This window comes from Paenarthrobacter sp. MSM-2-10-13, from assembly GCF_011605365.1.
Taxonomy (GTDB): Bacteria; Actinomycetota; Actinomycetes; order Actinomycetales; family Micrococcaceae; genus Arthrobacter.
The window spans coordinates 1-25,986 of sequence record NZ_JAAOXO010000003.1 but is presented as its reverse complement, the minus strand read 5'-3'; the positions used below and the strand labels follow the sequence as shown (position 1 = coordinate 25,986).

Sequence of the window (25,986 nt, the reverse complement as noted above, 5' to 3'; positions counted from 1 at the left end):
GTTGGACTTCGTGGAGTGGGGCGCATGCCCTGACCCCCGGTTGGGGGGTTTCTGTACTCAGGCGTCCGTCGATCCGCTGGAGGCGTCACCGAGGGACGCCATCGTTTCGAGGAGCGGCGGAGCCATGGAGATGTCCGCCGCGGTGGTTCCGGCACGTCGACTTACCGGAACACTCTCCACGCTAGACACGTGTTAGGTCCGAAATCAAAGGGCGTTTCGCCCGACCTTGCAGTTACCGGCAGGTATGTGCGCAAGCGCTTACATTGCCAACATGCGCGCGTGGCACAATAGCCGGGCGGGAATCAAATGTTTCGTCACACATCAGATTTATTCTGTGAATTTACTGTGCGTTTACCTTCCCGCCGAGGTGGCCGGGACCTGCCATGGCAAACAAAAAAGCGGGGCCGCCATGAAGTGGCGGCCCCGCGATCCGGCTGGACTGCTAGAGCTTGGCGATGATCTCCGCCAGCAGTTTGGATATGCGCTTGCCCGCTGCCTGGCCGGCTTCCAGGACTTCCGCGTGGCTCAAAGGAACAGGGCTGATGCCGGCTGCCAGGTTGGTGACCAGGGAGATACCGAAAACTTCCATGCCCGCGTGCCGGCCGGCAATGGCTTCCAAAGCGGTGGACATGCCCACCAGGTCTGCGCCGATCCGCTTGGCGTACTGGACCTCCGCCGGCGTCTCGTAGTGGGGGCCTGTGAACTGCGCGTACACGCCTTCCTGGAGGGAGGGGTCAACCTCGCGGGCGAGGTCACGGATCCGTGAGGAGTAGAGGTCCGTGAGGTCAACGAACGTTGCGCCTTCAAGCGGGGAAGTGGCGGTGAGGTTGATGTGGTCGCTGATCAGTACCGGCGTACCCGGGGTCCAGTCCTCATTGAGCCCGCCGCAACCGTTGGTCAGCACCAGAGTTTTGCAGCCGGCAGCTGCGGCTGTGCGAACGCCGTGCACCACCGATCGTACGCCGCGGCCTTCGTAATAGTGCGTTCGTGCCCCCAGAACGAGGGCGCGTTTGCCTTCCTTGGTGAGGACGGAGCGGATGGTGCCAACATGGCCCACCACTGCTGGCTTGTGGAAACCGGGAACCTCGGATGCGTTCAGGGTGGCCGTGGTTTCGCCGATCAGATCGGCGGCTTCCGCCCACCCGGATCCGAGCACCAGTGCTACGTCATGGGATTCGACGCCGGTCTCCGCGGCGATGAAGTCCGCGGCTGCCTTCGCGGCCTCAAAAGGGTCAGTGTTCATCAGCTCAGTGTTACTCACTGGTACAAGCTACCCTGTGGCCGCAGGTCTTTGGTAGGGATACCAAAGCGGGTGAGGGTGTGCTGAGTGGCAGCCGACGTCGCGATGAGCGAGAATTGAGCATTGTGACCACCCAAGTTGACTTCAGTGCCCCCCGTATCGCGATCCTGGGAGGTGGTCCCGGCGGATATGAAGCTGCCATGGTGGCTGCCTCGCTCGGCGCCCACGTCACTATCGTAGAGCGGGCGGGCCTCGGCGGCTCAGCCGTGCTGACCGACGTCGTGCCTTCCAAGACCCTGATTGCCACCGCCGACCTCATGACCCGCGTCGGTGAGGCGGATGAGCTGGGAGTGAAGTTCGACGGCGACGGCACGGCTTCGAAGCCCCGCGCCGACCTCAAGCACATCAACGATCGCGTCCTGAACCTTGCCCATGGGCAGTCCGAGGACATTCGTGCCGGCCTCGAGCGCCTGGGCGTGGAGATTGTCATCGGTTCGGGCAAACTTCTGGACAACAACACCATCGAGGTCCTCACCATTGATGGCACCCGCACCATTGATGCCGACGCCATCCTGCTGGCCGTTGGCGCCCACCCGCGTGAACTGCCCACGGCAAAGCCCGACGGCGAACGCATCCTGAACTGGGCCCAGATCTACAACCTGGACGAGCTCCCCGAAGAATTGATTGTTGTGGGTTCGGGCGTCACTGGTGCCGAATTCGCCTCCGCCTACAACGGTTTGGGCTCCAAGGTGACGCTGATTTCCAGCCGTGACCAGGTTCTCCCCGGCGAGGACACGGACGCCGCGAAGCTGCTGGAAGGCGTCTTCGAGCGCCGCGGCGTGCGGGTGCTGTCCAAGTCCCGCGCCAACGCAGTGGAGCGGACGGACGACGGCGTTAAGGTCACCCTGGGTGACGGATCGATCGTGACAGGTACGCACTGCCTGGTGTGTGTTGGTTCCATCCCCAACACTGCCGGCATCGGCCTTGAAGAAGCAGGCGTGACCCTCACGGAGTCCGGGCACATCAAGGTGGACGGCGTTTCCCGCACCACCGCCCCCAACATTTACGCTGCCGGCGACTGCACTGGTGTCTTCGCCCTGGCATCCGTTGCAGCCATGCAGGGCCGCATCGCGATTGCACACTTCATGGGTGATGGCGTGAAGCCGCTGAAGCTCAACCAGGTGGCCTCCAACATCTTCACGTCCCCCGAAATCGCCTCCGTGGGCGTCTCCGAAGCCGACCTCGCATCCGGCAAGTACCAGGGCGACGTGGTGATGTTGTCCCTGCTCAGCAACGCCCGCGCCAAGATGCGCAACACCAAGGATGGCTTCGTCAAGATCATTGCCCGCAAGGGGTCCGGCACCGTGATCGGTGGCGTGGTGGTGGGTCCGAACGCATCCGAACTCATCTTCCCGATCTCCGTGGCCGTGACGCAGAAACTCCACGTGGACGATGTGGCCAGTGCATTCACTGTCTACCCGTCGCTGACCGGCTCCATTTCCGAGGCCGCCCGGCGCCTGCACGTGCACATGTAGCTCCAACGCCGGCGCCCGTTGGCCTGCCCAGGTGCGGGTGGACGCGAGCGCGCCGGAAAGCTGCGAGACCGCGGTTCCGGACCGGCGATTTCGCAGCTTTTCAGGGTGCTGGCGGCTGTTCGGCGTATAAGGAGCTAGGCGGCAGCCGCTTGGAAGTGTTTTTCGATGATCCCCTTGATGTCCTCGTGGCACCCCCCGCAGCCTGTTCCTGCGCGGGTTGCCTTCGATACCTCGGCCACGGAAGAGCAGCCCTCCACCACGGAGTCCTCGATGCTGGCCGCGCTCACTCCGGCACAACGGCAGACGGTCCGCTGGGGATCGTTGCTGGTGGCCCCGGAATCCAGCTGGTCTGGTCCGTCGAGCCTGAGCAGCAAGGACCGGTCAGCGGGCAGCTCCGAGGAGCGCTCGAACAGAACCACCAGCTCAGCGGCTGTCCGGGGCATGCCCACGGCAACCAGGCCTTCAAGCACTCCGCCGCGTGTGGTCATCTTGACGTAGCGGCCGTGTTCCGGATCAGCCCATTGGGAAATCTGCCTGCGGGCGCGCCCGGACGTGGCCCCGGCTTCCAGCAACTCCTCGTCCCAGGGATCGGCCTGGTTGTCTCCTGCCACTGCCAGGTTGACGCCGCGGGCCTTGAGGACAATGACGCCGGGCTTCTCCTTCGGTAGTGCTTCCAAAGCATCTGCGGCAATCTGGCCATCACGGGCCAGGACCACGAGGTACTCGGCCAACCATTCGGCCTGCCGCCAGCCCGGACCGACGAGGCCCGAGGGGCCGGAAGCAGTCCGGCAATCAACGCACGCGGCGTCAGGGCAGCGAACTTCGGCGCAGTCGCCGATCGCGAACATGTGGGGCTCGTGATAAGTCCGGAGATGATGGTCCACAAGGATACCGGCGCCGGTAGGGAGGCCACAGCCCTCCGCCAACTCGATACGGGGGCGCACACCACAGGACAACACCAGTAGGTCGCCGTCGATCGCCGAGCCGTCGTCGAGGAGCAATGCGGAGAAGCTGCCTCCGGGGCCGGCTGTCTCCACGCCGGTTGACCGTGCGTTGCCTGCCATCCGGACTCCACTGGCCCGCAAGCTGTTGGTAAGCACTGATCCGCTGCCGCGATCGATGCTCCTGCCCAGTGGGAAAGGACCGTTGTGAACCACCGTGGTCCGGGCGCCTTCTTCCGAGGCGGCCAAGGCAGTTTCCAAGCCGAGCACGCCACCACCCAGGACCACCACGCGTTTTCCACCGGTAACCGCAGCGCGAAGCACGGCAGCATCGCGCAGATCACGCAGGGTAGTCACCCCCGCCGGGAGCACAGGCCCGGAGGGATCCGGGTTGAGGCCGGTCAGGTTGGGAATCACGGGACGGGATCCGGTTGCGAACACCAGCCGGTCGTAGTGTTCAGTGCTGCCATCGGACAGCGCTACGTGCTGGCGGGCACGGTCGATTCTTTTGACTGTGACGCCCAACCGCACCTCCACGCCGTCGGACTCCAAGTCGGATGCATCAGCCATGGTCAAAGCCTGGGCGCTGGTGCGGCCGACTCCCAGTTCGGCGATCATCACGCGGTTATACGCGGCCTCGGTTTCCTGGCCCACTACCAGCAACTGCACCAGCCCGGTGCGGACGGCGGGGAGCAGTTCGTCCACGAGCCGGGCAGCGACAGGCCCGAATCCAACAACAACAATGCGCTCGCTCATGATGCCTCCTTGACGTGCAGTGGCAGCCGCGTGTCCTCCGGGACGGTGTAGGAGGGCGGGTCCTGGGTGGAAACTGCGCGCCGGACCCATACCCGGCTGGTCTTGAACTCCGGCATGCCGGAGATGGGATCTGTGGCCGCCTCCGTGAGGCGGTTGGCGTTTTCCTGGCCGGGGAAGTGGAACGGCAGGAAGACGGTGTCCGGGCGGACCGAGTTGCTGAGCTCGGCACGGCAAAGCACTTCGCCGCGCTCGTTGGTGACGGTGGCGTAGTCGCCGTCGGCAATGCCGCGCGAAGCCGCCGTACCCGGGTGAATAAGGAGCCTGGCTTGCGGCTGCGATGCCAGGAGTTCGCTCACCCGGCGCGTCTGGGCGCCGGATTGGTAGTGCTCCAACAGCCGGCCGGTTGCCAAGGCCAGCGAATCGTCGGCAAAGGAACGGACAGCCCGCTTGGACGGGGTCACCGGGACCATGACGGCCCTGCGGTCAGCGTGGGCGAAGCCCTCAGCGAAGAGTCGAGGGGTACCGGTGCTGCCCACAGGATACGGCCAGTAAGCGGCTTCGCCACGGTCCAGCATGGCGTAGTCGATGCCCGAGTAATCGGCCAAACCACCGGCAGAGGCCAGTCGCAGCTCTTCGAAAACGGTCTCGGGGTCGTCGCTGAATGTCGAGGGCGCTTCAAGGAGCTCAGCCAGCCTGGCCATGAGCCACAACTCGCTGCGAACACCCGGGGGAGGCGTCAGTGCGCGGCGGCGACGGATCACGCGGCCCTCCAAGTTGGTCAGCGTTCCTTCTTCCTCGGCCCACTGAGTGACCGGCAGGACCAGGTCAGCTTCGGCAGCGGTCTCTGACATGAAGAAGTCGCACACCACCAGGAAGTCCAGGCTGCGCAATCCCTTGATCACTGCGTTGGTATCAGGAGCCGAGACCACCACATTGGCGCCGTGGACGAAAAGGCAACGGACGCCGTCGGGCTTTCCCAGAGACTTGAGAAGTTCGACGGCGGGGAGGCCGGGTCCGGGGATCAGCGACTCGTCCACGCCCCACACTCCAGCGACGTGGGCCCGGGCGGCAGGATCGGTGATTTTGCGGTAACCGGGAAGCTGGTCGGCCTTCTGGCCGTGTTCGCGGCCGCCCTGGCCGTTGCCCTGGCCGGTGAGGGTGCCGTAGCCGCTGCGGGCCGAGCCGGGCAGTCCGAGCAGGAGGCTGAGGTTGATGGCGGCGGTGGCGGTGTCGGTGCCGTCAACGTGCTGTTCCACGCCACGGCCGCTGAGGATGTAGCTGCCGCCAGCACGGGCGCCTTGGGCGAGCCGGCGTGCGGTTTCGCGGATGAGGGTGGCCGGTACACCGGTGATGGACTGGACGCGCTCCGGCCAGAAAGCGTTGAGGCTGCGCACCACGGCTGCGTAACCGCTGGTGTTCTTCTCGATGTACGAGGCGTCGGTGAGTCCCTCGTGCACCACCACGTGGCTGATGCCCAAAAGGAGTGCCAAATCGGTGCCGGGCGTCGGCTGCAAGTGGAGGCCGCCGCCGTCGGACGTAAACGCAGCAGTAGCCGAGCGTCGGGGGTCCACCACAATCAGTCCGCCGGCATCCCGTGCGCCTTGCAGGTGCTGGACGAACGGAGGCATGGTCTCGGCAACGTTGGAGCCGAGCATGAGGATCACGGAGGCGGTGTCCAGGTCCGTGACGGGGAAGGGGAGGCCGCGGTCCACGCCAAAGGCCCGGATTCCGGCAGCTGCTGCGGATGACATGCAGAACCGGCCGTTGTAATCGATGCGGGAGGTGCGGAGGGCCAGCCGGGCGAACTTGCCCAGCATGTACGCCTTCTCGTTGGTGAGGCCGCCGCCTCCGAAGACTCCCACGGCGTCGTTCCCGTGCTGCTGCTGGGTGTCCTTGACGGCGGCCGTGATGAGCATGAGCGCCTGGTCCCAGGAGATGGGCTGGTGTACGCCGTCCGAGCCCTTGAGCATCGGCTCCGTGACGCGCCCGTTGTGATTCAACAACGACGCCGATGTCCAGCCTTTGCGGCACAGCCCGCCCCGGTTGGTGGGGAAGTCGCGTCCTGAAACTTCCAGGGGCACGGCGGGTGCTGCGTCCGGCGCGGGGACTGCCCCCGCCGCGGGTGCGGCGGGGGTCAGCCTCATGGCGCACTGGAGCGCGCAGTAGGGGCAGTGGGTATCGGCGCCGTTGGGCATCTAGATGTGTCCGATCGTGTTGCGCTTCTGGGCGGGGCGGATGTAGCAGACCCAGCAGACGGTGAGCATCAGGACGTAGGCTCCAACGAATCCATAAAACGCCGGGGTGTACGAGCCGCTGGCCGAGTTGGAGGCGTTGAGTACCTGCGGGATGACGAAGCCACCGTAGGCGCCGATCGCGGAGATCAGGCCCAGCGAGGAAGAAGCCAGGCGTGCCGTGGTGGCGCTCGGGGCTCCTGCTCGAGCTGCGCGGCTGGACGTTGCGAAGATGACCGGGATCATGCGGTACGTTGCGCCGTTACCGAAGCCGCTGGCCAGGAAGAGCAGCAGGAACAAGGTGAGGAAGAGCCAGAAGTTCTTCAGGGGCAGCGTCCAGATCATGGTCAGCGTGATGACGGCCATGGAAGCGAACGAGGCGATGGTCATCCGCGCGCCACCCATGCGGTCGGCCATGCGTCCGCCATAAGGGCGGGCCAGGGAACCAACCAGCGGGCCGAGGAAGGCCAGCGAGAGCGCCACAGCGCCAACATGAATGGAGGAGAAGTCCGGGAAGTAGTCCTTGATCAGCTTGGGGAAGACGCCGGCAAAGCCGATGAACGAACCGAACGTTCCAATGTAGAGGAAGGCCATGATCCACAGGTGCGGTTCCTTCAGGGCGGCCAGGGAACCGGCCACATCACCCTTGGCGCTGGTGAGGTTGTTCATGTACTTGTAGGCGCCATAGGCGGCGATGATGATCAGCGGGATCCAGATGATGCCAGCCATGGGCAAGTTGACGGTTCCGGCAGCAAGAAGGGTGATGGCGATGGGCACAACAAGCTGCGCGACGGCGGCACCGAGGTTTCCGCCTGCTGCGTTCAGGCCCAGCGCCCAGCCCTTTTCGCGGGCGGGGTAGAAGAAGGTGATGTTGGCCATGGAGCTGGCGAAGTTGCCGCCACCGAAGCCGGCAAGTGCAGCCATGAGGAGCATGATGCCGAACGGTGTCTCCGGATTGGAGACGCAGATGGCCAGTCCTGTTGTGGGGATCAGCAGGAGCAGGGCCGAGACGATGGTCCAGTTCCTGCCACCGAACTTGGGGACCATGAAGGTATAGGGAATCCGGAGCGTGGCGCCTACCAGGCTGGGAATGGAGATGAGCCAGAAGATCTGGTTGGTGTCGAACTGAAATCCGGCCGCGGGCAGCTGGACCACCACAATGGACCACAACTGCCAGACGACGAAACCGAGGAATTCGGCGAAGATGGACCAATTGAGATTGCGCTTGGCGATGGACCGGCCTTCGGACTCCCATTGGCCCTTGTCTTCGGCATCCCAGTTGGCGATCCAGCGGCCGGGACGGTGTTCAAGGGCGGAAGTGGCGGTGGCAGTGGACTGGGCGGGAGCCAGTGCATCTGCGGTGCGGTCAACTGTCACGGAAGTGCCTCCTTGGTGGGGACGTTGTTCTTCCAAGGTAGGTTTGGCGCATTTCGTGGACGGTCGCCGTTTGTAAACGCCCTGTGACATTTCCCTATCGGCGGGGTCACCGGCGCGTGAGGCGATGGTGAGGTAGTGTGGCGCGGACCACAAGGTGAGATTTTCTTGTCTGTCCGCATGTTGGACTTGGTTGTCCAGTCAATGGACAGCGGGAACTATTATTGAACTCTCGAATAATCCGTCGCCAGCAGGCTCCTGGGGGACCGGCCGGCGCAAAAGAAAGCTGCAAATACATGTCTTCCACCGCACCATCCAAGGAAGGTGAGTCCACTAAGCCAGTGAACTCACGGGGCAAGGTGATCTTCGCGAGCCTGATCGGCACGACGATCGAGTTCTACGATTTCTACGCCTACGCCACCGCGTCAGTACTCGTCTTCCCCAAGCTCTTCTTCCCCGACGCCACTGACATCAATGCACTGCTCAGTGCGTTCGCCATCTTCGGTGTCGCTTTCTTCGCACGGCCCATCGGCGCCGTGGTCTTCGGCCACTTTGGTGACAAGATCGGCCGCAAGGGCACCCTGGTGGCCTCGTTGCTGACCATGGGTATTGCAACCTTCCTTATCGGTCTCCTGCCCACGGCCTCCATGCCGGGGTGGGCCATCCTGGCCCCGATCATGCTGGTGATCCTCCGCTTCTTCCAAGGCCTCGCTTTGGGCGGAGAATGGTCAGGCGCAGCGTTGCTGGCCACCGAGAACGCGCCCGAAGGCAAGCGCGCCATCTACGGAACGTTCCCGCAGCTGGGTGCTCCCATCGGCTTCATCATCGCCAACGTCATCTTCATCTGGATGAACGTCTCCCTGAGCGCCGAAGAGTTCCTGGCCTGGGGCTGGAGGGTTCCGTTCATCCTCAGCGCCGTGCTGGTGATCGTGGGCCTTTACGTTCGTTTGAAGCTGGTGGAGAGCGCATCCTTCACCAAGGTGATCGAGCAGGAAAAGGTCCAGAAGCTGCCCCTCGCGGCTACACTCAAGAGCCACTGGCGCCCCGTGGTGGCCGGTACCTTCATCATGTTTGCCACCTACGTGCTCTTCTACATCATGACCACGTTCACCCTGTCCTACGGCACCAAGCCCACCCTTGCCGGCGCCCAGGCGGCGGCCGAGAAGGCCGGTACGCCCATGACGCCGGAGCAAGTGGCGGCGTTTGTTCCCGGCCTGGGAATCACCCGGTCCGACTTCCTCTGGATGCTGATCATCGGCGTCGTCTTCTTTGGCATCTTCACCGTGGTCTCCGGACCGCTCGCCGAGAAGTGGGGCCGCCGCAAGTTCCTGTTGGGAGTCACTGCGGGCATCTTCGTGTTCGGTGCGCTCTGGTTCACCATGTTTGGTCCCGGCCAGGCAGCGGCGATGGTTGGTCTTATCGTGGGCTTCACACTCATGGGCCTCACCTTCGGACCCATGGCAGCGATCCTTCCGGAACTGTTCCCGGCCAACGTCCGCTACACCGGCTCGGCTGTGGCGTACAACCTGTCCTCAATGATCGGCGCAGCACCCGCTTCGTTCGTGGCTATTGCGCTCTGGTCCGCAGCCAACGGCAGCACCTGGCTGGTGGGCGCCTACATGGCCGCCGCTGCGGTGGTCACCTTCATTGCGCTGTGGCTGACCCGCGAAACCAAGGACATGGACTACGAGAACAACGTGTCCTAAGTACCTCATCACGACGTCGGCCCCGCACCGTTTGGTGCGGGGCCGACGTCGTTAAGAGGTGCTTGGCGTTAGTCCTCGATGGTGGCGATGACCGCGCCGGCGGCAACGGTCTCACCAGCGGTGGCGGAGAGGCCACGTACTGTACCGGCCTTGTGGGCTGTGAGCGGCTGCTCCATTTTCATGGCTTCGAGGACCACGATCAGGTCGCCCTCGGCCACAACGTCACCGTCCGAGGCTGCCACCTTCACGATGGTGCCCTGCATGGGGGAGGTCAGTGCGTTGCCGCCAGCGGCTGCAGCCGTGGCGCCAGCCGAACGGGAGCGCTTCTTGGACTTACCTGACTTTGCGCCGGAACCGCTGGCAACAGCAGCCACCCCGCCGCCCAGGCCGGATGGCAGGACCACCTCAAGGCGCTTGCCGCCAACCTCGACCACCACGCGCTGGCGCTCACCGGCGTCGGGCGTCTCAGCGCCGGCTACGTTGGCCGACCACGCCGGGATGCTGTTGACGAACTCGGTCTCGATCCAGCGGGTGTGGACTGTGAACGGGCCTTCCGCCGGAGCGAAATCGGGATCGGTGACCACTGCGAGGTCGAACGGGATGACAGTGGGGATACCCTCAACCACCATCTCCTCCAAGGCCCGGCGTGAACGCTGAAGCGCTTGTTGGCGGGTGGCTCCGGTGATGATCAGCTTGGAAAGCATGGAGTCGAAGTTGCCGCTGATGACGTCGCCCTGCTCCACGCCGGAGTCGATCCGGACGCCGGGTCCCGTGGGGTTCTTCAGCGTGGTGATGGTACCGGGGGCGGGCATGAAGTTGCGGCCCGGGTCCTCGCCGGTGATGCGGAACTCGAAGGAGTGGCCGCGGACCTCGGGGTCGTCATAGCCAAGTGCTTCGCCGCGTGCAATGCGGAACTGCTCGCGGACGAGGTCGATGCCCGTGACTTCCTCGGACACGCAGTGCTCCACCTGGAGGCGGGTGTTGACCTCGAGGAAGGAAATGGTGCCGTCCTGGCCCACCAGGAACTCACAGGTGCCGGCACCGAGGTAGTTGGCTTCCTTCAGGATGGCCTTGGAGGACTCGTAGAGACGCTTGTTCTGCTCTTCGCTGAGGTACGGAGCGGGGGCTTCCTCAACAAGCTTCTGGTTGCGGCGCTGCAGCGAGCAGTCGCGGGTGGAAACAACTACCACGTTGCCGAAAGCATCGGCCAGGCACTGTGTTTCCACGTGGCGCGGGGCGTCAAGGAACCGCTCGATGAAGCATTCGCCGCGGCCGAAAGCTGCGACGGCTTCGCGGACTGCGGATTCGTACAGCTCCGGGATTTCTTCCATAGTGCGGGCGACTTTGATGCCGCGGCCTCCGCCGCCGAAAGCGGCTTTAATGGCGATTGGAAGGCCGAATTCTTCAGCAAACTTCAGGATTTCGTCAGCAGACTCCACAGGGTCAGCCGTGCCGGGGACCAGGGGAGCGCCCACTTTCTCGGCGATGTGACGGGCCTGCACCTTGTCACCCAAAGCGGAGATGGCTTCCGGAGAGGGGCCGATCCAGGTGATGCCGGCGTCAATGACCTTGGCCGCGAACTCGGCGTTCTCGGCAAGGAACCCGTAGCCGGGGTGGATGCCGTCGGCGCCTGACTGCTTGGCGACGTCGATGATCTTGTCCATCACCAAGTACGACTCGGCCGCCGTGTTGCCGCCCAGCGCATAGGCTTCGTCGGCAAGGCGGACGTGGAGGGCATCACGGTCAGGGTCTGCGTAAACGGCTACGGAGGCAATACCTTCGTCCCGGGCGGCTCGGATGATGCGGACCGCGATTTCGCCGCGGTTGGCAATCAAGACCTTGGTAAGAGGGCTGGAAATGGGCTGCGCCGGGTTAGCTGACAAGTTGTTGACTCCTTCTGTCCTTGAGGAGCCTAGCGCGATTGTGAGGGTTCCGCCCATATTGATGGGGGATTCCGTGTGTGAGGCGATGTTCCTTTGTAGGGTTGCTACAAATCGCTTCTATTGCTGGTTCGTGTCCCACAGCTCCGTGATGCCCACGTTTGCGTGGACCAGCAGGTCCCTGAGAGTAGAGATGGAAAGCCCGACGACGGCGTGCGGGTCGCCGTCCACCTTACGGATGAAGGCCCCGCCCAAGCCGTCGATGGTGAAGGAGCCGGCGCAGTGAAGGGGTTCGCCGGTGGCGATGTAGGCGTCGATGTCGCTGGTGCTCATTTGGGCGAAGTGGACCTCGGCGCTGGATACAGCACCAACAGTGGCTCCGGTGCCTTCCGGAGTTCCGGCGTCTGAACCGTCCGCTACCTCGTCGTCGTCCGCATCAGCGGCGGTGTCCCGGCAGTCAACCAACCAGTGTCCCGTGTGAAGCACCCCCTGCGAGCCGCTCATACGAAGCATTCGCTCCCGCGCCACCTCCGCCGTGTAGGGCTTGCCATGGGACTCGCCGTCGAACTCGAAGACGGAGTCGCAACCGATCACCAGCGCGCCCTCAGCTTCGGGCAGGGAAGCAACAGCCTCTGCCTTGGCGCGGGCCAGGAGCAGGGCGGTGTCGTGGGCATCGGTCACGCCGTATTTCGCCTGGACCGCGTCCTCGTCCACGTCCGAGACCAGGACGTCGTGCCGGATCCCGGCCTCGGTGAGCAGCTTGGTGCGGGCAGGGGACTGGGAGGCGAGAATCAATCGGGTCACGGTCCCCAGCCTAATACCAACCGTCTCTCACATCCCGCGCCCTTAAGCCGATCGCTCTCTCACTTGCCTCAAGCAAGTGAGAGAGCGAACGTGATTGTTGGTTGTTATGTGAGTGAGCGTTAGTGGACCAGTTCCTCGGAGCCGGCCTTTGAACGGTCGCTCCGCTCCAGCTTGGCGCCTTCAACATCCACGTCCGGGAGGATGCGCTCCAACCACTTGGGCAGCCACCAGGCCTTCTCGCCCAGGAGGTACATGACGGCGGGGACGATGGTCATGCGCACTACGAAGGCGTCGATCAGCACACCGAATGCCATGGCGAAGCCAAGCGGCCGGACCATGGTGAGGTGGCTGAAGATGAAGCCGGAGAATACGCTCACCATGATGATCGCGGCCGCGGTGACCACAGCTGCGGCGTGACTGAACCCGGAGCGGACGGCATGCTTGGCAGATTCGCCGTGCATGAACGATTCCCGCATGCCGGAGGTGATGAACACCTGGTAGTCCATGGCGAGTCCGAACAGCACGCCGATCAGGATAATGGGCAGGAAGCTCAAGACAGCGCCGGGATTGGCGACGTCAAAGATGCCTCCCAGCCAGCCCCACTGGTATACGGCAACCACGGCACCGAACGCTGCGGCAAGCGAGAGCAGGAATCCACCGGTAGCCAGCAACGGCACCACGATCGAGCGGAAGACCAACAGCAACAGCAGCAGGGAGAGTCCCACCACAATCGCCAAGTAGGGCGGCAAAGCGGCGCCCAGCTTGTTGGAAACATCGATGTTGCCTGCCGTCTGACCGGTCAGGCCGATCTGCACATCAAGGTCTTCGCTGATCGCGGTTCCCTTGGCGCGGAGATCGGACACCACCTGCACGGTGCCGGCGCTGGCCGGGCCTTCTTTGGGAATGACCTGGAAGACGGTGGTGCGGCGGTCCTCGCTCAGCGCCACCGGCACGGCTGCCACCACATTCTCAACACTGCGAAGCTGGTCCGCTACGTCGAACTGCTTGTTCTTGGCGTCATTCTCGCTGAGGCCCTCAGGGAATTCGCCTACCACGATGATCGGTCCCGTCACACCTTCGCCGAAGCTGCTGCGCGTGAGGTCGTAGGCCTTGAAGGCCTGCGAATCCACTGGCTCCGAGCCGCCGTCGGGAAGTGCTAGCCGCAACTGTGAAGCCGGGAGAGCCAAGGCGCCCAGCAGGGCGATGCTTGCCACCAGTGCAACCCACGGATGACGGGTGACCATACCGCCCCAGCCGCCACTGCTGCGCTTCTCCTCACGTTCGCGATCGGCAGCTTCGTGTCCGGGTTCGGCGTTGTGCTTGGCGGCCTTGGCCCAAGCGCGCTTGGAGATGAGCCTTGGGCCGATCAGCGCCAGGACCGCGGGCGTCAGGGTCAAGGCGACGACGACGGCGACACCCACTGTCGCTGCGGCTGCAACACCCATGACGGCTAGGAACGGCAGACCCGGAACTACGAGGGCAGCCAGGGCGATGATGACTGTCAGACCGGCAAACAGCACGGCGTTGCCCGAGGTGCCGGTGGCCAGTGCTGCGGATTCTTCGGCGTCCATGCCGGCCAGAAGCTGTGTCCGGTGGCGGTTGACGATGAACAGGGAGTAATCAATACCCACCGCAAGTCCGAGCATCAGGGCCAGCATGGGCGAGATGGAGCTCATGTCGATCACGCTGGTCAGGGCGAACGTACCGCCAACACCCACAGCAACACCGATGAGGGCCATGACCAGCGGCAGTCCGGCAGCGATCAAGGTGCCGAGCATGAGTATCAGGACTAGAGCTGCGACTGCGACGCCCACAATTTCAGCGATGCCGAAGATCTCCGAGACGTCCTCGGTGATTTCCTTACTGGCGTAGGCAGTGACGCCGGCCGAGGAGACTCCGTGGACGATCTCCTGGACTTCCTCGCGGACAGCCGGGTCAACGGCATTGATGGAGGTCTTGAACTGGACTTGCGCTACTGCGGCTTTGTTGTCGCTGGAAACAAAGCGGAGCCCCTGGGATGCTTCGAGCTGTCGCTTGCCGAGCGCCAGCGTGGCGGCGCCGTCGGCAGCCTCCTTCGCTCCGGCGTCGAGCCTTTCCTTGGTGGCAGCAAGTTCAGCGCGCTGCGGCGCCAGTTGGGCGTCAATCTGGGCAGGGGTGAGGCCTGATGCAGCGAGCTGCTGTTCAACCCCGGTGAGTTGCGCCTCGCCCGCTTCCAACTGCGCACGGGCGGCGTCCAGCTGGGCCTTGCCTTCTGCGGCTTTGGCCTCGCCGGCGGCGATCTCGCCTGCGGACTTGTCCAGTTGCTCCTGGGTGGTGAACGGGTTGACCGTCCCCTGCACGTCAGGCATGGCTTCCAGTTTGGTGAGCGCGGCTGCAACCGCGTCCTTCTTGGCTTGGTCGAAACCGGCATCTCCGGCGTCGAACACCACGCTGGCCGAGCCGCCCGATGATTCAGGCAGGGCTTCCTTGAGCTTGTCCGCCATCTGCTGGGTTTCGGTGCCCGGGATGGTGAAGTTGTTGGACATGGTGCCGTGGAATGCTGCGGCCGAGCCGCCTACAGCTACCATGACGGCCAGCCAAATGGAGATGACGAGCCAGCGGCGGCGATACGAAAACTTGCCGAGGCGGTAGAGGAACGAGGCCATGTCAGAACCGATCTTTGGTGGTTGGAACGGAAGGGGGAGCCGTAGTGACGGTGGAGAAAGCGTTCGACGGCGGCGCGAAGCCGGCACCGAGAAGACCCATCGCATCGATGAGGTGCTGGCGAAGGACCGCCAGGGATTCCTGTGAGAGGTCGGGTCCGCGTTCGATGAACCAGACGGTCATGGCTGCTTTGCCGCAGGAGATGACGGATCCCGCCAGGGCGTGAAGGTAGAGTTCACTGATCCCGGCGCCGAGCCTGCCGCGGGCGGCGTCAATGATCTGCGCTGTGCAGTGCTCCCAGGCTTCAAGCTCGGAGCGTGCAAGCTGTCGGTTGTCCTGGGTCAGACTGAACAGTTCAGCCATGGGCGCCACGGACATTGGATCGGCCAGCGCCATGAGGGCTGCCTGGGCGGATTCGAGGATCGACTCCTCTGCAGGGCGCAGCCGGAACTGCTCCAGTGCGTGGTCCATGAAGCCATCGGCTACGGAGGCCAGTGCTGCTTCGAGGCTGGGGAAGTAGTTGAAGAAAGTTCGCCGCGAGACACCTGCGCTGGCGGCGATGTCCTCCACTGTGAAGTTGCCTGGCCCGTGGCTGCGCAAAAGGTCCAGGGCTGCGGACGCAATGGAGCTGCGGGTGGCCGCCTTGTTGAGTTCGCGCCGTGAGGGCGTCGATTGCTCAGCAGTGTTGGGCGACTCCGCAATCGCTTCCTGGCTATTGGTTTGGGTCACATACTTACACTAAGTGCAAGTTTGCACTCTGCGCAATTTGAGCCGGAAATGGGCAAAGAAAAGTCCCGCCCCGGTTCGTCGCCCTCGCCTGCGGAGGGCGGGGTGGCGAACCAGAGCGGGACGTGGAACCTCAGATTAGAACTGGTGAGGCTGGGCCGGGGGAGTGGGTGGGGTGAACTGCTGCGGCTGTTCGGGGCGCTGCGGTTGGGCCGGCCGCTGCGGCTGGGCCGGCTGCTGAGCGGCCGTCTTGGTTAGGTAGACCGACTGTCCCGTCGCTCCAGGCTCGCCCTCACCCAGCGGCAGGACATAGACGGCAGTGCCGTAGGCGCACACTTCGGTCCAGTTGGTGCCCATTTCCGAGGTGTCGAACCGCATGGCCACAATGGCGTTCGCTCCACGCTGCTGCGCTTCATTGACCATGCGTGCCATGACTTCCTGACGGCTTTCGTACAGTGCCTTGGTCATTTCGGGCAGCTCTCCGCCGCCCAGGGAGCGAAAGCCGGCCAGCATCTGTGAGCCGATATCGCGCGAACGGACAGTGAGGCCCATGACTTCGCCGAAGACGGCGTCGATCCGGTGACCCGGGATTTCGTTGGAGGTGACGATCAACATGGTCAGAGCCTATCCAGACTTGGCCCCTTAATCAGGGAAATCCCCCGGGGAGAACTCCCCGGGGGATTCGCGTCGGTTCACAAGGGCGCGCCTCAGGCTTTTGAATCAGCCAGTTCGCGCTCGTTGCTTTCTGCTGCTGCCTTGTCGGCTGCAAACTCATCAGCGAACGCGGCACCGTTGCGGGGTGCGTTGTAGAGGGTCTCGTCCAGGATTCCCTGACGCTTGGCCACGATGGCCGGGACGAGCGCTTGGCCCGCCACGTTGACTGCAGTGCGGCCCATGTCCAGGATGGGGTCGATCGCCAACAGCAGGCCGACGCCGGCGAGCGGCAGTCCCAGCGTGGACAGGGTCAGTGTGAGCATCACGACGGCGCCGGTGGTGCCTGCAGTGGCAGCGGAACCGAGGACCGAGACCAGCACGATCAGCAGGTACTGGCTGAAGTCCAGGTTGATGCCGAAGAACTGTGCCACGAAGATCGCCGCGATGGCCGGATAAATTGCTGCGCAGCCGTCCATCTTGGTGGTGGCGCCCAGCGGCACTGCGAAGGAAGCGTAGCCGGAGGGGACGCCCAGGTTCCGCTCAGTGACGCGCTGCGTCAGCGGCAGCGTGCCGATAGAGGAACGGGACACAAACGCCAGCTGCACGGCCGGCCAAACACCGGAGAAGTACTGCTTGATGGACAGCCCGTGAATGCGTACCAAGATGGGGTAGAGCACGAAGAGCACCAACGCCAGGCCGATGTAGATGGCGGCCGTGAACTTGCCCAGGGATCCGATGGTGTCCCAGCCGTAGATGGCTACAGCGTTACCGATCAGGCCTATGGTGCCCAGCGGGGCCAGGCGGATGATCCACCAGAGGACCTTTTGAATGACTGCCAGTGCGGAAGCGTTGAATGTCAGGAAAGCTTCGGCCTGCTTGCCAACCTTGAGTGCGGCAACGCCGACCGCGATCGCGATAACCAAAATCTGCAACACGTTGAAGTTGACGGCAGTGCTGACTGTGGTTGCGGCGTTGGCACTTTCGGTGACGGTGGAGCTGGCTCCGAGACCCAGGAAGTTCTTGGGGAACAAGCCAATCAGGAACGCCCACCAGTCGCCGGTCTTGCCAGCGTACTTAGCTTCTTCGGTGATGCCGGTGGCCGCGCCCGGCTGCAGGAGTACACCCAAGCCGATGCCGATCAGCACCGAGACCAGCGACGTGATAGCGAACCAGAGCAGAGTGTTCCATGCCAGGCGCGCTGCGTTGGACACCTGACGCAGGTTGGCGATGGAGCTGACCACGGCGGTAAAAATCAAAGGAACGACGGCGGTTTGCAGCAACGAGACGTAGCTGGAGCCGATCGTCTGCAGCGTCGCGCCGAGGCCGTTGGGCGCAGTCTTGGTGCTGCCCGTGTACTTGGCGATGAGGCCGAGGACCAGGCCGACGATGAGGGCTGCGATGATCTGGACGCCGAAGGATCCGGCCCATTTGGGGAGCCGGAAGCCGGACTTGCCAGCTGCTGGTGAAGTGTTGGTTGAGGTGCTCACCGGAACACGTTAGGTGCATCGCAAATAACATAGCGAACGAACGTTGAGAAATGTTACGTCCACCCCTCTGCTGCCCTCCATCGTGAACCGCTAATTCGCGGGCCCGGCGCGGGCTTTTGTGAAGTTATTCCCGGAAACAGTGTGGCGATGATCTCCGAGTGCGCTGCGATCCTTTCACCCGCTAGCGCACCACTTTCCGCCGATCGCACCCGTAACCTCTTGTGCGCAACGGGGGAAAGGGTGCGCTCCTGGCGCCGAAGGAGCAGCACACCGAGGATGTCCGGCCTCAGGGCGGACCTGGCAACTCAGCCCAGCAGCGCCCGGCGAAGCACGTCCAACCCAACCGAACCTATGTTCAGCGCCTTGCTGTGGAACGACTTCAGGTCAAAGCCTTCCCGGGATTCAAGCTCAGCGCGGATCTGTTCCCACAAACGCTGCCCCACCTTGTAGGACGGCGCTTGTCCGGGCCAGCCGAGGTATCGGGTGAACTCGAACTGGAGCTGCCCTTCGCTGATGTCGAGGTTGGCTTTGAGGAAGTCGAAGCCCTTTTCAGGGGTCCAGGTTCCGCTGCCCCAGCGCTCGGGAACGGGGAGTTCCAGGTGCACACCGATGTCGAAAACCACGCGTGCTGCCCGCATCCGCTGACCATCGAGCATGCCCATGTGATCGCCCGGATCTTTCAGGTATCCGAGTTCCAGCATGAGTTGCTCGGCGTAAAGTGCCCAGCCTTCGCCGTGGCCGGAAACCCAGCAGACGTTGCGCCTCCAGTTGTTCAGGAGTTCGCGGCGGTAAGTGGCTGTGGCTACCTGGAGGTGGTGCCCGGGGACTCCTTCATGGAACACGGTGGTGGTTTCGGACCATGTGGTGAAGGTGTCTTCGCCGGCGGGCACGGACCACCACATGCGTCCGGGCCTGGAGAAATCGTCGGAAGGGCCGGTGTAGTAGATGCCGCCTTCGTCGGTAGGGGCAATCATGCATTCGAGGGTCCGCATGACGTCCGGGATGTCGAAGTGGACGTCGGCCAGCTCGGACACCGCTCGATCGGAGAGTTCCTGCATCCAGGCTTTCAAGGCGTCGGTGCCCTTGATCTGGCGGGCAGGGTCGCTGTTCAGGATGGCCTTGGCTTCTTCGATGGATGCGCCGGGCTTGATCTGCGCCGCGACCTTTTCCTGCTCGCCAATAAGCCTCTCGAGCTCCCGGACGCCCCAAGCGTACGTCTCTTCCAAATCGACTTCCGTGCCAACAAAGGAGCGGGAGGCCAAGGCGTACCGCTCGCGGCCCACCGCATCCTTTTCCGGGGCCGCGGGGAGGAGTTCGTCCCTAAGGAAGTCGCCCAAGGCGCTGTACGCAGAACGCGCAGCCGCAGTCCCGGCGTCGAGCTTTGATTGAACGTCCGCGGGCAGCGGCGTGCCCCCTGCGGCAGCGGTGGCAGCCATTTTGGCGAAGAAGCCATCCTCAGCGGCGTACCGGCTGGTCTGCTCGATGACGATCTGCACCTGGCGCGCGGCGGCTACTTTGCCGGCCTCAGCAGCCGATCGAAGTGACACCATGTAGCCCTCAATCGCGCCCGGAACGTTGGCAGCACGGCCTGCAATGTGCTCCCAGTGTTCAACCGTGTCCGTGGGCATGAGGTCGAAGATGGCGCGGATGTCCTGCGCCGGGGAGGCGATGTTGTTCAGGTCGGCCGCATCCCAGCCGGACTCGTGGATCTCCAGTTCCAAGCCGAGGCGCTCGCGCATGGCGTCCAAGGTGACGGCGTCCACGTCATCGGAAGGCTCGAGGCCCGCCAGGGCGTCCAAGGCCAATCTGGTTGCCTGTGCGTGGGACGCAAGACCGGCAGGGGAGTAGTCCTGATACTCGGTTTCGTGTCCCGGCAAGCCCAGAGTGGTGGCGAAGCTGGGATTGAGTTCGATCAGCTTTTCTGTGTACGCGTCAGCGACGGCATCGATGGCGGACTTGGGGCGTACGGGGGTGTTTGCAGTAGTCACCCACAGAGCCTAGCCGTGAGACCGCTTACGTGAAAGGGTTGTTGAACTTTTCTACAGCGCGGAGAACTAGCCCCGGCTGCGCTTCCAAGCACCAGGACCCGGCGTGGGGTCAAGGCGCAGTTGCTGGCGGCGCACCCAGTGCCGGACGTTCGGCTTGGACGGCGCCGCTTCCTGCTGGCCGCCGAGGGAAACCACGACGGCGGCAAGCGCCGCGAGCTCTTCGGCTGTCGGTTCGCCCTTGACCACCGAGAACAGGGGAGTGGCCGGTTCCTGGTCAGGCGCAGGATCGGCGCGGTGCTTAGGCGCGCTCACAGCGGGATGTTCCCATGCTTCTTGGTGGGCAGGCTCGCGCGCTTGTCGCGGAGGGCGCGGAGCCCGCGGATGATCTGCAGGCGCGTATCCGACGGAGCAATGACAGCGTCAACATAACCCAGCTCGGCTGCCTGGTACGGGTTGAGGAGTTCTTCCTCGTACCCCTGGATGATCTCCGCGCGCTTGGCTTCGACGTCACCGCCGGCTTCGGCCACCGCTGCGAGATCGCGACGGTAAAGGATATTCACTGCACCCTGGGCGCCCATGACGCCAATCTGGGCGGTGGGCCATGCCAGGTTGAGGTCGGCTCCGAGCTTCTTGGAGCCCATCACGATGTACGCGCCACCGTAGGCCTTGCGGGTGATGACCGTGAGCTTGGGGACCGTCGCTTCGGCGTAGGCGTAGAGGAGCTTGGCGCCGCGGCGAATGATGCCCTGGAATTCCTGGTCCTTGCCGGGCAGGAAGCCGGGAACGTCAACCAGCGTGATGATCGGAACGTTGAAGGCGTCGCAGTGGCGAACGAAGCGGGCGGCTTTCTCGGAGGCGGAGATGTCCAGCGTTCCCGCGAATTGCATGGGCTGGTTGGCCACGATACCCACGGTATGTCCCTCAACGCGGCCATAGCCGATCATCACGTTGGGGGCGTACAGGGACTGCATTTCGAGGAAGTGAGCGTCGTCCACGATCTGCTCGATGACCTTGCGCATGTCGTACGGCTGGTTGGCGGAATCGGGAATCAGGCCGTCAAGCGAGAGGTCGTCGTCGTTGAGTTCCAGTTCCTGGTCGTGTTCCACCACGGGGGCCTCAGACAGGTTGTTGGAGGGGAGGAAGTCCAGGAGCTCGCGGACGAACTCAATGGCGTCAGCTTCATCGGACGCGAGGTAGGTGGAGGTGCCGGTGGTGGCATTGTGCTGCCGGGCGCCACCGAGGGTTTCCATGTCCACGTCTTCGCCCGTGACGGTCTTGATGACGTCCGGTCCGGTGATGAACATGTGGGACGTCTTGTCCACCATGACCACATAGTCGGTCAGGGCGGGGGAGTAGGCGGCACCGCCGGCGCACGGGCCCATGATGAGGGAGATCTGGGGGACCACGCCGGAAGCATGGACGTTGTTGCGGAAAATGTCCGCGAACATGGCCAACGAGGCCACGCCTTCCTGAATACGCGCGCCGCCGCCGTCGTTAATACCCACAACCGGGCAACCGTTCCGGAGGGCGAATTCCTGGACCTTGACGATCTTTTCGCCGTTGACCTGGCTCAGCGAGCCGCCGTAGACACTGAAGTCCTGGCTGTAGATGGCGATCAGGCGGCCGTCCAATGTTCCGTAGCCGGAAACAACGCCGTCACCAAGCGGCTTCTTCTTTTCCATGCCGAAAGCAGTGGAGCGGTGCACTGCGAGGGCGTCGAACTCGACGAAGGATCCCGGGTCAACCAGGAGGTCGATGCGTTCACGGGCGGTGTTCTTGCCGCGGGCGTGCTGCTTTTCGATCGCTTCCGGGCCGGAAGGCTGTTCTGCACGGGCCTGGCGGTCGCGGAAGTCTGCAATCTTTCCCGCTGTCGTTGTCAGATCGTGGCTCATCAAGTGTCTCCGGCTCTGTAGCTGATATTCGCTGGCGCAATCCCGGGTTCGGTAAGTAGCTAACTTAAGTAGCTTCCGTACAAAGAACAGGCCCCGCAGGCCAGTCTAGTGACGCCTTTGCCGCGAACCGCTGTAGAAACCCTACAATTTTCCGCGTCCACGCCAAAGCCATCACTATGTTACCCGTCAGTAACATAGTTGGGCTAGAGTGTCTGCATGACTTCAAGCAACGGCGCTTCCTCCGCCTCCACAGAGGGTCAAACGCAACGCACCACCCCTTACGTGGCCACTGCTTCGCTCAAGGGCAAGACCATCCTCATGTCCGGCGGCAGCCGCGGCATAGGCCTGGCCATCGCCACCCGTGCAGCCCGCGACGGCGCCAACATTGTGCTCATGGCCAAAACAGGCGACCCCCACCCCAAACTTGAGGGCACTGTCTTTACCGCCGCGCAACAGCTGACCGAAGCAGGCGGACAGGCGCTGCCGCTTGTGGGGGACGTCCGCAATGATGACGACGTCGCCGCAGCAGTCGCCGCCGCCGTCGAGCGTTTCGGGGGCATCGACGTAGTGGTGAACAACGCCTCCGCAATCGACCTGTCCCGCACCGACGCCGTGGACATGAAGCGTTACGACCTCATGCAGGACATCAACGTCCGCGGCACGTTCCTGCTCTCAAAACTGGCGCTGCCCGCCCTGCGGGAATCAAGCCACGGCCACATCCTCACCCTGTCCCCACCCTTGAACCTGGATCCCAAATGGGCCGGGATGCATTTGGCCTACACCATGGCCAAGTACGGGATGAGCCTCACCACCCTGGGTCTCGCCGAAGAGCTCAAGCACGACGGCGTCTCGGTCAACTCGCTCTGGCCGTGCACCTTGATCGACACGGCCGCGATCCGGAATATGCCCGGTGGCCAGCAGATCGTGCAGGCCGCACGCGGACCGGAAATCATGGCTGATGCCGCCCATGCTGTGTTGACGGGTTCGGCATCTAGCGGGAACTTCTACACCGACGAGCAGGTGCTGCGCGCAGCCGGAGTGTCGGACTTCAGTCCTTATAGTCTCGGCGCGCCTGAAGACCGCTTGGTGCCGGACATCTTCCTCTGAGTAGATTCCATGGGCGGATTCCCAGGCGCATTTCGGGGCAGCCACCCTCCGGGGACCTCGCAACTGGATAGGATTCAGCTATGGATGCCGAACAGCCAGAGAGCAGCGAACCCCAGGCCTTGACCGGAGAGGTTCCGTCCGGAGAGGTTCCGTCCGGGCAGTCGCGTGCCCCGTTGGATCGTGAGGCTCTGAACCGTGAGTCGCTGCTGCAGCCGGACTTCCTGTCGGCCACGGGCATCTCGCGTCTGGACATTGTCCAGTCCACGGGCTCCACCAACCAGGACCTCGTGCGTGCTGTGACGGTGGAGCCCAAAAAGTGGGCTGACCTTTCCGTCTTGACCGCCGAACACCAGACAGCGGCGCGTGGACGGCTCGACCGCCACTGGGAATCACCCGAGCGATCGGCGGTTTCGGTCTCCGTGGTGCTGCGGCCTGTCACGGCTGAGGGCATGCCGGTCCCGACGCAGAGCTATTCCTGGCTTTCGCTGCTTGCTGCTGTTGCGCTGCGTGAGGCCCTGCAGGAAACAGCCGGCATCACCGCTGAGATCAAGTGGCCCAACGACGTCCTGGTCAACGGGCGCAAAGTGGCCGGCATTCTGGCGCAGATGACTCCGCTGGGTGATGGCTCCGTTCCGGCTGTGATTCTGGGCGTGGGACTCAATGTGTCCTTGGCCGAGGAAGAACTTCCGGTACCCACGGCAACCTCGCTTGCTTTGGAGGGGGCCACGACGACGGACCGCACCGCGCTGCTGAAAAGCTACCTGTCACGGTTCGCGCGGCTCTACCGCAGCTTCTGCAATTCCGAAGGGGACCCCGCCGCCGGTTTGGTGGGTGGCCCATCCCTGCACAAGCGTGTTGAGTCGGCCATGGTGACGTTGGGCCGCGAAGTGCGCGCGCATTTGCCTGGGGATCACGAGCTCGTGGGGCATGCCTCGCGCCTGGACGAGCACGGCTCGTTGCTGGTGGTGGACCATGGTGGCAGGGAACACGTTGTGACAGCCGGTGATGTGGTGCACTTGCGCGCCACAGAAAGCGGTTATGCGTAAAGAGTTACTCCCGGGGGAGCAGGTCATTACCATCACACGCCAACAGGCCCGCTCACTCTTCTTTCCGGTGCTGGCCTTCATTGCGGTTCCAGCAGCTGCAGGTTTTGCTTGTGCTTGGATCGTCAGGGAAAACCCGCAGCGCCTTGCGCCTTTCATCACGGCGGAATGGACACCGTGGCTTATGGGTACCGTGGTGGTACTCGCCGGGTGGTTCCTTGCCGCATACAGCCTCAGGCGGGTGTTGCGGTGGCGTTCGGTCAAATACATCCTGACGAGCAGGCGCGTACTTGCCCGGAATGGAATGTTTAGGCGAAATGACTGGCAGGTATCGCTGATGGCCATCCGCAATGTAGGTGTCCACCAGAGCATGCTCCAGCGGACATTGCACTCGGGGAATATATCCTTGGATACCGGGCACTCCGGAATAGCCGTGATGAACGACGTTCCTGAAGTGGGAAAGTTCCGGGGTTTCATTCTTGACGCGATGGATGAACTCCCGCAAGGTGAGGTTTTTGAGGGTGAAGTACTGAGAGATTTTGAAGAATTGCCGTGGGAGTTCAGAGATGGTGGAAGAGATGAGCGTTGAGGATCAGCAGTCCGGCGAGGACCTGGACCAGGAGTTCGACGCCGTTCCGGAGCCTTCCGTGGACGAGGACACTGAGGCCGGGCCTGCTCCGGCGTCGGTACCAACCGGCCCACCCACTGGTGTGATGTCCGCGGAGCGCCTGGCTATTAAGGCGCTCGAGGCGAAGCTCCTTGGCGGAGAACGCAAGCTCCGGCGTCGTGAAGTTGCTGCCGGTGCGGGTGTGTCCATCCTGTCCGCACGGAAGATCTGGCGCGCGCTGGGGTTCCCCAACTTTGGTGACGAGGATGTTGCGTTCACGGAACGCGACCAAGCTGCCTTGTCCAGCATCCTGGATCTGGTCCGGGCCGGCCTCCTGACGGAAGAAGCCGCTATCTCCGTGACCCGTTCCATCGGTCAAATGACGGACCGCATGGTGGTGTGGCAGATCGAAGCGCTGGTTGAGGACATGGTGTCCGAGCAGGGAATCCCTGATGCCGTGGCGCGCAAACAACTGGTGGCGCAGCTGCCTGCGCTGGTGGACTCCCTCGAAGAGATCCTGGTGTACTCCTACCGCCGCCAACTCAACGCCGGCGTCCAGCGCCTTGCCGTTCGGGCCGAAGCCGGACTCCAGGCCAGCGAGGAAGGCCGGGAGGGCGACGAAGACGATTCGCCGCTGCCTTTGGCCCGGGCCGTAGGATTCGCTGACCTTGTCTCTTACACCAGCCTGTCCCGGCGTATGAACGAGAAAACGCTCGCTCAATTGGTGCAGCGTTTTGAAAACAAATGCGCTGAAATTATCTCCGTGGGTGGCGGGCGACTGGTCAAAACAGTGGGTGACGAAGTCCTGTACATCGCGGAGACTCCCGCAGCCGGAGCCGAAATTTCCCTGGCCCTTGCCCAGGCGTTCACGGAGGACGAGATCCTTCCACAGTGCCGCGTCTCTATGGTCTGGGGCCGGATTCTCTCCAGACTTGGCGATATCTATGGACCCACAGTCAACCTTGCTGCACGGCTCACCACGCTGGCGCAGCCCGGGACGGTCCTTGTGGACGCCATGACGGCCGCCGCCTTGGGCCAGGATGACCGCTTCGTCCTGGTTCCCCAGAAGTCGGAGAACGTCCGTGGCTTCGGCGAGATCCATCCTGTGATGCTGGCCCGCGGCCGGGGCAAGGGACTGGTGCTGGACTAGGCACCCTGCCGACTCGCCCACGGCCCGTCCGAGCCGCACGCTCTCTCACGTCCCGCGGGTTCCAGCCGATCGCTCTCTCACTTTCTTCAAGAAAGTGTGCGGCCGTATGGTTTTCTGAGACAGGTTGATGGGAGATCGACTTCAGAATGACTGGTCCTAGAAGAAAATATGATGCGGCTTTCCGTGAGGAAGCTGTGCAGCTGGTGTTGTCCTCGGATCGTT

Annotated in this window: 20 protein-coding genes; 6 read left to right on the top strand and 14 right to left on the bottom strand. The window is 63.5% G+C overall.

Translation table 11 applies throughout. The annotated features are described in order from the left end of the window. Nucleotides 1–57 precede the first annotated feature (57 nt). Nucleotides 58–189, bottom strand: a complete 132-nt coding sequence (locus HAV21_RS22450) for a hypothetical protein (protein ID WP_274595841.1) — start codon at nt 187–189, stop codon at nt 58–60. Between the two features lie 253 nt (nt 190–442). Beyond that, complete coding sequence (locus HAV21_RS08495; protein ID WP_187697247.1) at nt 443–1,243, bottom strand: purine-nucleoside phosphorylase; 801 nt, start codon at nt 1,241–1,243, stop codon at nt 443–445. A gap of 122 nt (nt 1,244–1,365) precedes the next feature. Between HAV21_RS08495 and HAV21_RS08490 the strand changes: the two genes are divergently transcribed. Beyond that, nucleotides 1,366–2,775, top strand: a complete 1,410-nt coding sequence (locus HAV21_RS08490) for an NAD(P)H-quinone dehydrogenase (protein WP_142939798.1) — start codon at nt 1,366–1,368, stop codon at nt 2,773–2,775. A gap of 134 nt (nt 2,776–2,909) precedes the next feature. Here the strand turns inward: HAV21_RS08490 and HAV21_RS08485 are convergent, their stop codons facing one another. Genes HAV21_RS08485 through HAV21_RS08475 form a run of 3 tightly spaced genes read right to left on the bottom strand, consistent with a single transcriptional unit; the run spans nt 2,910 to nt 8,080 of the window. Then, nucleotides 2,910–4,472 (bottom strand): FAD-dependent oxidoreductase, encoded by a 1,563-nt coding sequence (locus HAV21_RS08485; protein WP_166841398.1) that lies wholly within the window; start codon nt 4,470–4,472, stop codon nt 2,910–2,912. Next, nucleotides 4,469–6,667 carry a molybdopterin oxidoreductase family protein gene (locus HAV21_RS08480; protein ID WP_166841397.1) on the bottom strand — a complete coding sequence of 733 codons (2,199 nt, stop codon included), beginning with the start codon at nt 6,665–6,667 and terminating at the stop codon, nt 4,469–4,471. Before HAV21_RS08480 ends, HAV21_RS08485 begins: the two co-directional genes overlap by 4 nt. After that, complete coding sequence (locus tag HAV21_RS08475; protein WP_166841396.1) at nt 6,668–8,080, bottom strand: MFS transporter; 1,413 nt, start codon at nt 8,078–8,080, stop codon at nt 6,668–6,670. A 293-nt stretch (nt 8,081–8,373) separates the two neighbouring features. Between HAV21_RS08475 and HAV21_RS08470 the strand changes: the two genes are divergently transcribed. Further along, nucleotides 8,374–9,783, top strand: a complete 1,410-nt coding sequence (locus HAV21_RS08470) for an MFS transporter (protein WP_142939794.1) — start codon at nt 8,374–8,376, stop codon at nt 9,781–9,783. A 68-nt stretch (nt 9,784–9,851) separates the two neighbouring features. Here the strand turns inward: HAV21_RS08470 and HAV21_RS08465 are convergent, their stop codons facing one another. The 9 genes from HAV21_RS08465 to HAV21_RS08425 form a co-directional block, all read right to left on the bottom strand. Then, the gene (locus HAV21_RS08465; RefSeq protein ID WP_166841395.1) at nt 9,852–11,723 is read right to left on the bottom strand and encodes a biotin carboxylase N-terminal domain-containing protein; all 1,872 of its coding nucleotides are present in this window, start codon (nt 11,721–11,723) and stop codon (nt 9,852–9,854) included. A gap of 60 nt (nt 11,724–11,783) precedes the next feature. Beyond that, nucleotides 11,784–12,467 carry a Maf family nucleotide pyrophosphatase gene (locus HAV21_RS08460; RefSeq protein WP_166841394.1) on the bottom strand — a complete coding sequence of 228 codons (684 nt, stop codon included), beginning with the start codon at nt 12,465–12,467 and terminating at the stop codon, nt 11,784–11,786. 119 nt (nt 12,468–12,586) lie between these two features. Beyond that, on the bottom strand, nt 12,587–15,112 hold the full coding sequence (locus HAV21_RS08455; protein WP_166841393.1) for an MMPL family transporter: 2,526 nt from the start codon (nt 15,110–15,112) through the stop codon (nt 12,587–12,589). Nucleotide 15,113: 1 nt separating this feature from the next. Beyond that, nucleotides 15,114–15,839: a TetR family transcriptional regulator gene (locus tag HAV21_RS08450; protein ID WP_347877625.1), complete on the bottom strand. Its 726-nt coding sequence runs from the start codon at nt 15,837–15,839 to the stop codon at nt 15,114–15,116. Nucleotides 15,840–15,974: 135 nt separating this feature from the next. Then, nucleotides 15,975–16,451 (bottom strand): YbjQ family protein, encoded by a 477-nt coding sequence (locus HAV21_RS08445; protein WP_166841392.1) that lies wholly within the window; start codon nt 16,449–16,451, stop codon nt 15,975–15,977. A 92-nt stretch (nt 16,452–16,543) separates the two neighbouring features. Continuing rightward, nucleotides 16,544–17,977, bottom strand: a complete 1,434-nt coding sequence (locus HAV21_RS08440; protein WP_166841391.1) for a dicarboxylate/amino acid:cation symporter — start codon at nt 17,975–17,977, stop codon at nt 16,544–16,546. A 305-nt stretch (nt 17,978–18,282) separates the two neighbouring features. Then, nucleotides 18,283–19,965 (bottom strand): DUF885 domain-containing protein, encoded by a 1,683-nt coding sequence (locus HAV21_RS08435; RefSeq protein ID WP_166841390.1) that lies wholly within the window; start codon nt 19,963–19,965, stop codon nt 18,283–18,285. 66 nt (nt 19,966–20,031) lie between these two features. Beyond that, nucleotides 20,032–20,277: an acyl-CoA carboxylase epsilon subunit gene (locus HAV21_RS08430; protein ID WP_166841389.1), complete on the bottom strand. Its 246-nt coding sequence runs from the start codon at nt 20,275–20,277 to the stop codon at nt 20,032–20,034. Then, nucleotides 20,274–21,857, bottom strand: coding sequence for an acyl-CoA carboxylase subunit beta (locus HAV21_RS08425; RefSeq protein ID WP_166841388.1), 1,584 nt, complete (start codon nt 21,855–21,857; stop codon nt 20,274–20,276). The genes HAV21_RS08430 and HAV21_RS08425 overlap by 4 nt, the downstream gene beginning before the upstream one ends. 216 nt (nt 21,858–22,073) lie before the next feature. Here HAV21_RS08425 and HAV21_RS08420 point away from each other — a divergent pair, with 216 nt between their 5' ends. The 4 genes from HAV21_RS08420 to HAV21_RS08405 all read left to right on the top strand — a co-directional run bounded on the left by HAV21_RS08420 (nt 22,074) and on the right by HAV21_RS08405 (nt 25,764). Further along, the gene (locus HAV21_RS08420; RefSeq protein WP_166841387.1) at nt 22,074–22,964 is read left to right on the top strand and encodes an NAD(P)-dependent oxidoreductase; all 891 of its coding nucleotides are present in this window, start codon (nt 22,074–22,076) and stop codon (nt 22,962–22,964) included. Between the two features lie 80 nt (nt 22,965–23,044). Then, nucleotides 23,045–24,010, top strand: a complete 966-nt coding sequence (locus HAV21_RS08415) for a biotin--[acetyl-CoA-carboxylase] ligase (RefSeq protein WP_166841386.1) — start codon at nt 23,045–23,047, stop codon at nt 24,008–24,010. After that, entirely contained in the window at nt 24,003–24,596 is a 594-nt protein-coding gene (locus HAV21_RS08410; protein WP_166841385.1) for a PH domain-containing protein, read from the top strand. Before HAV21_RS08415 ends, HAV21_RS08410 begins: the two co-directional genes overlap by 8 nt. Further along, complete coding sequence (locus HAV21_RS08405) at nt 24,586–25,764, top strand: adenylate/guanylate cyclase domain-containing protein (RefSeq protein ID WP_142939782.1); 1,179 nt, start codon at nt 24,586–24,588, stop codon at nt 25,762–25,764. Before HAV21_RS08410 ends, HAV21_RS08405 begins: the two co-directional genes overlap by 11 nt. Nucleotides 25,765–25,986: the final 222 nt, after the last annotated feature.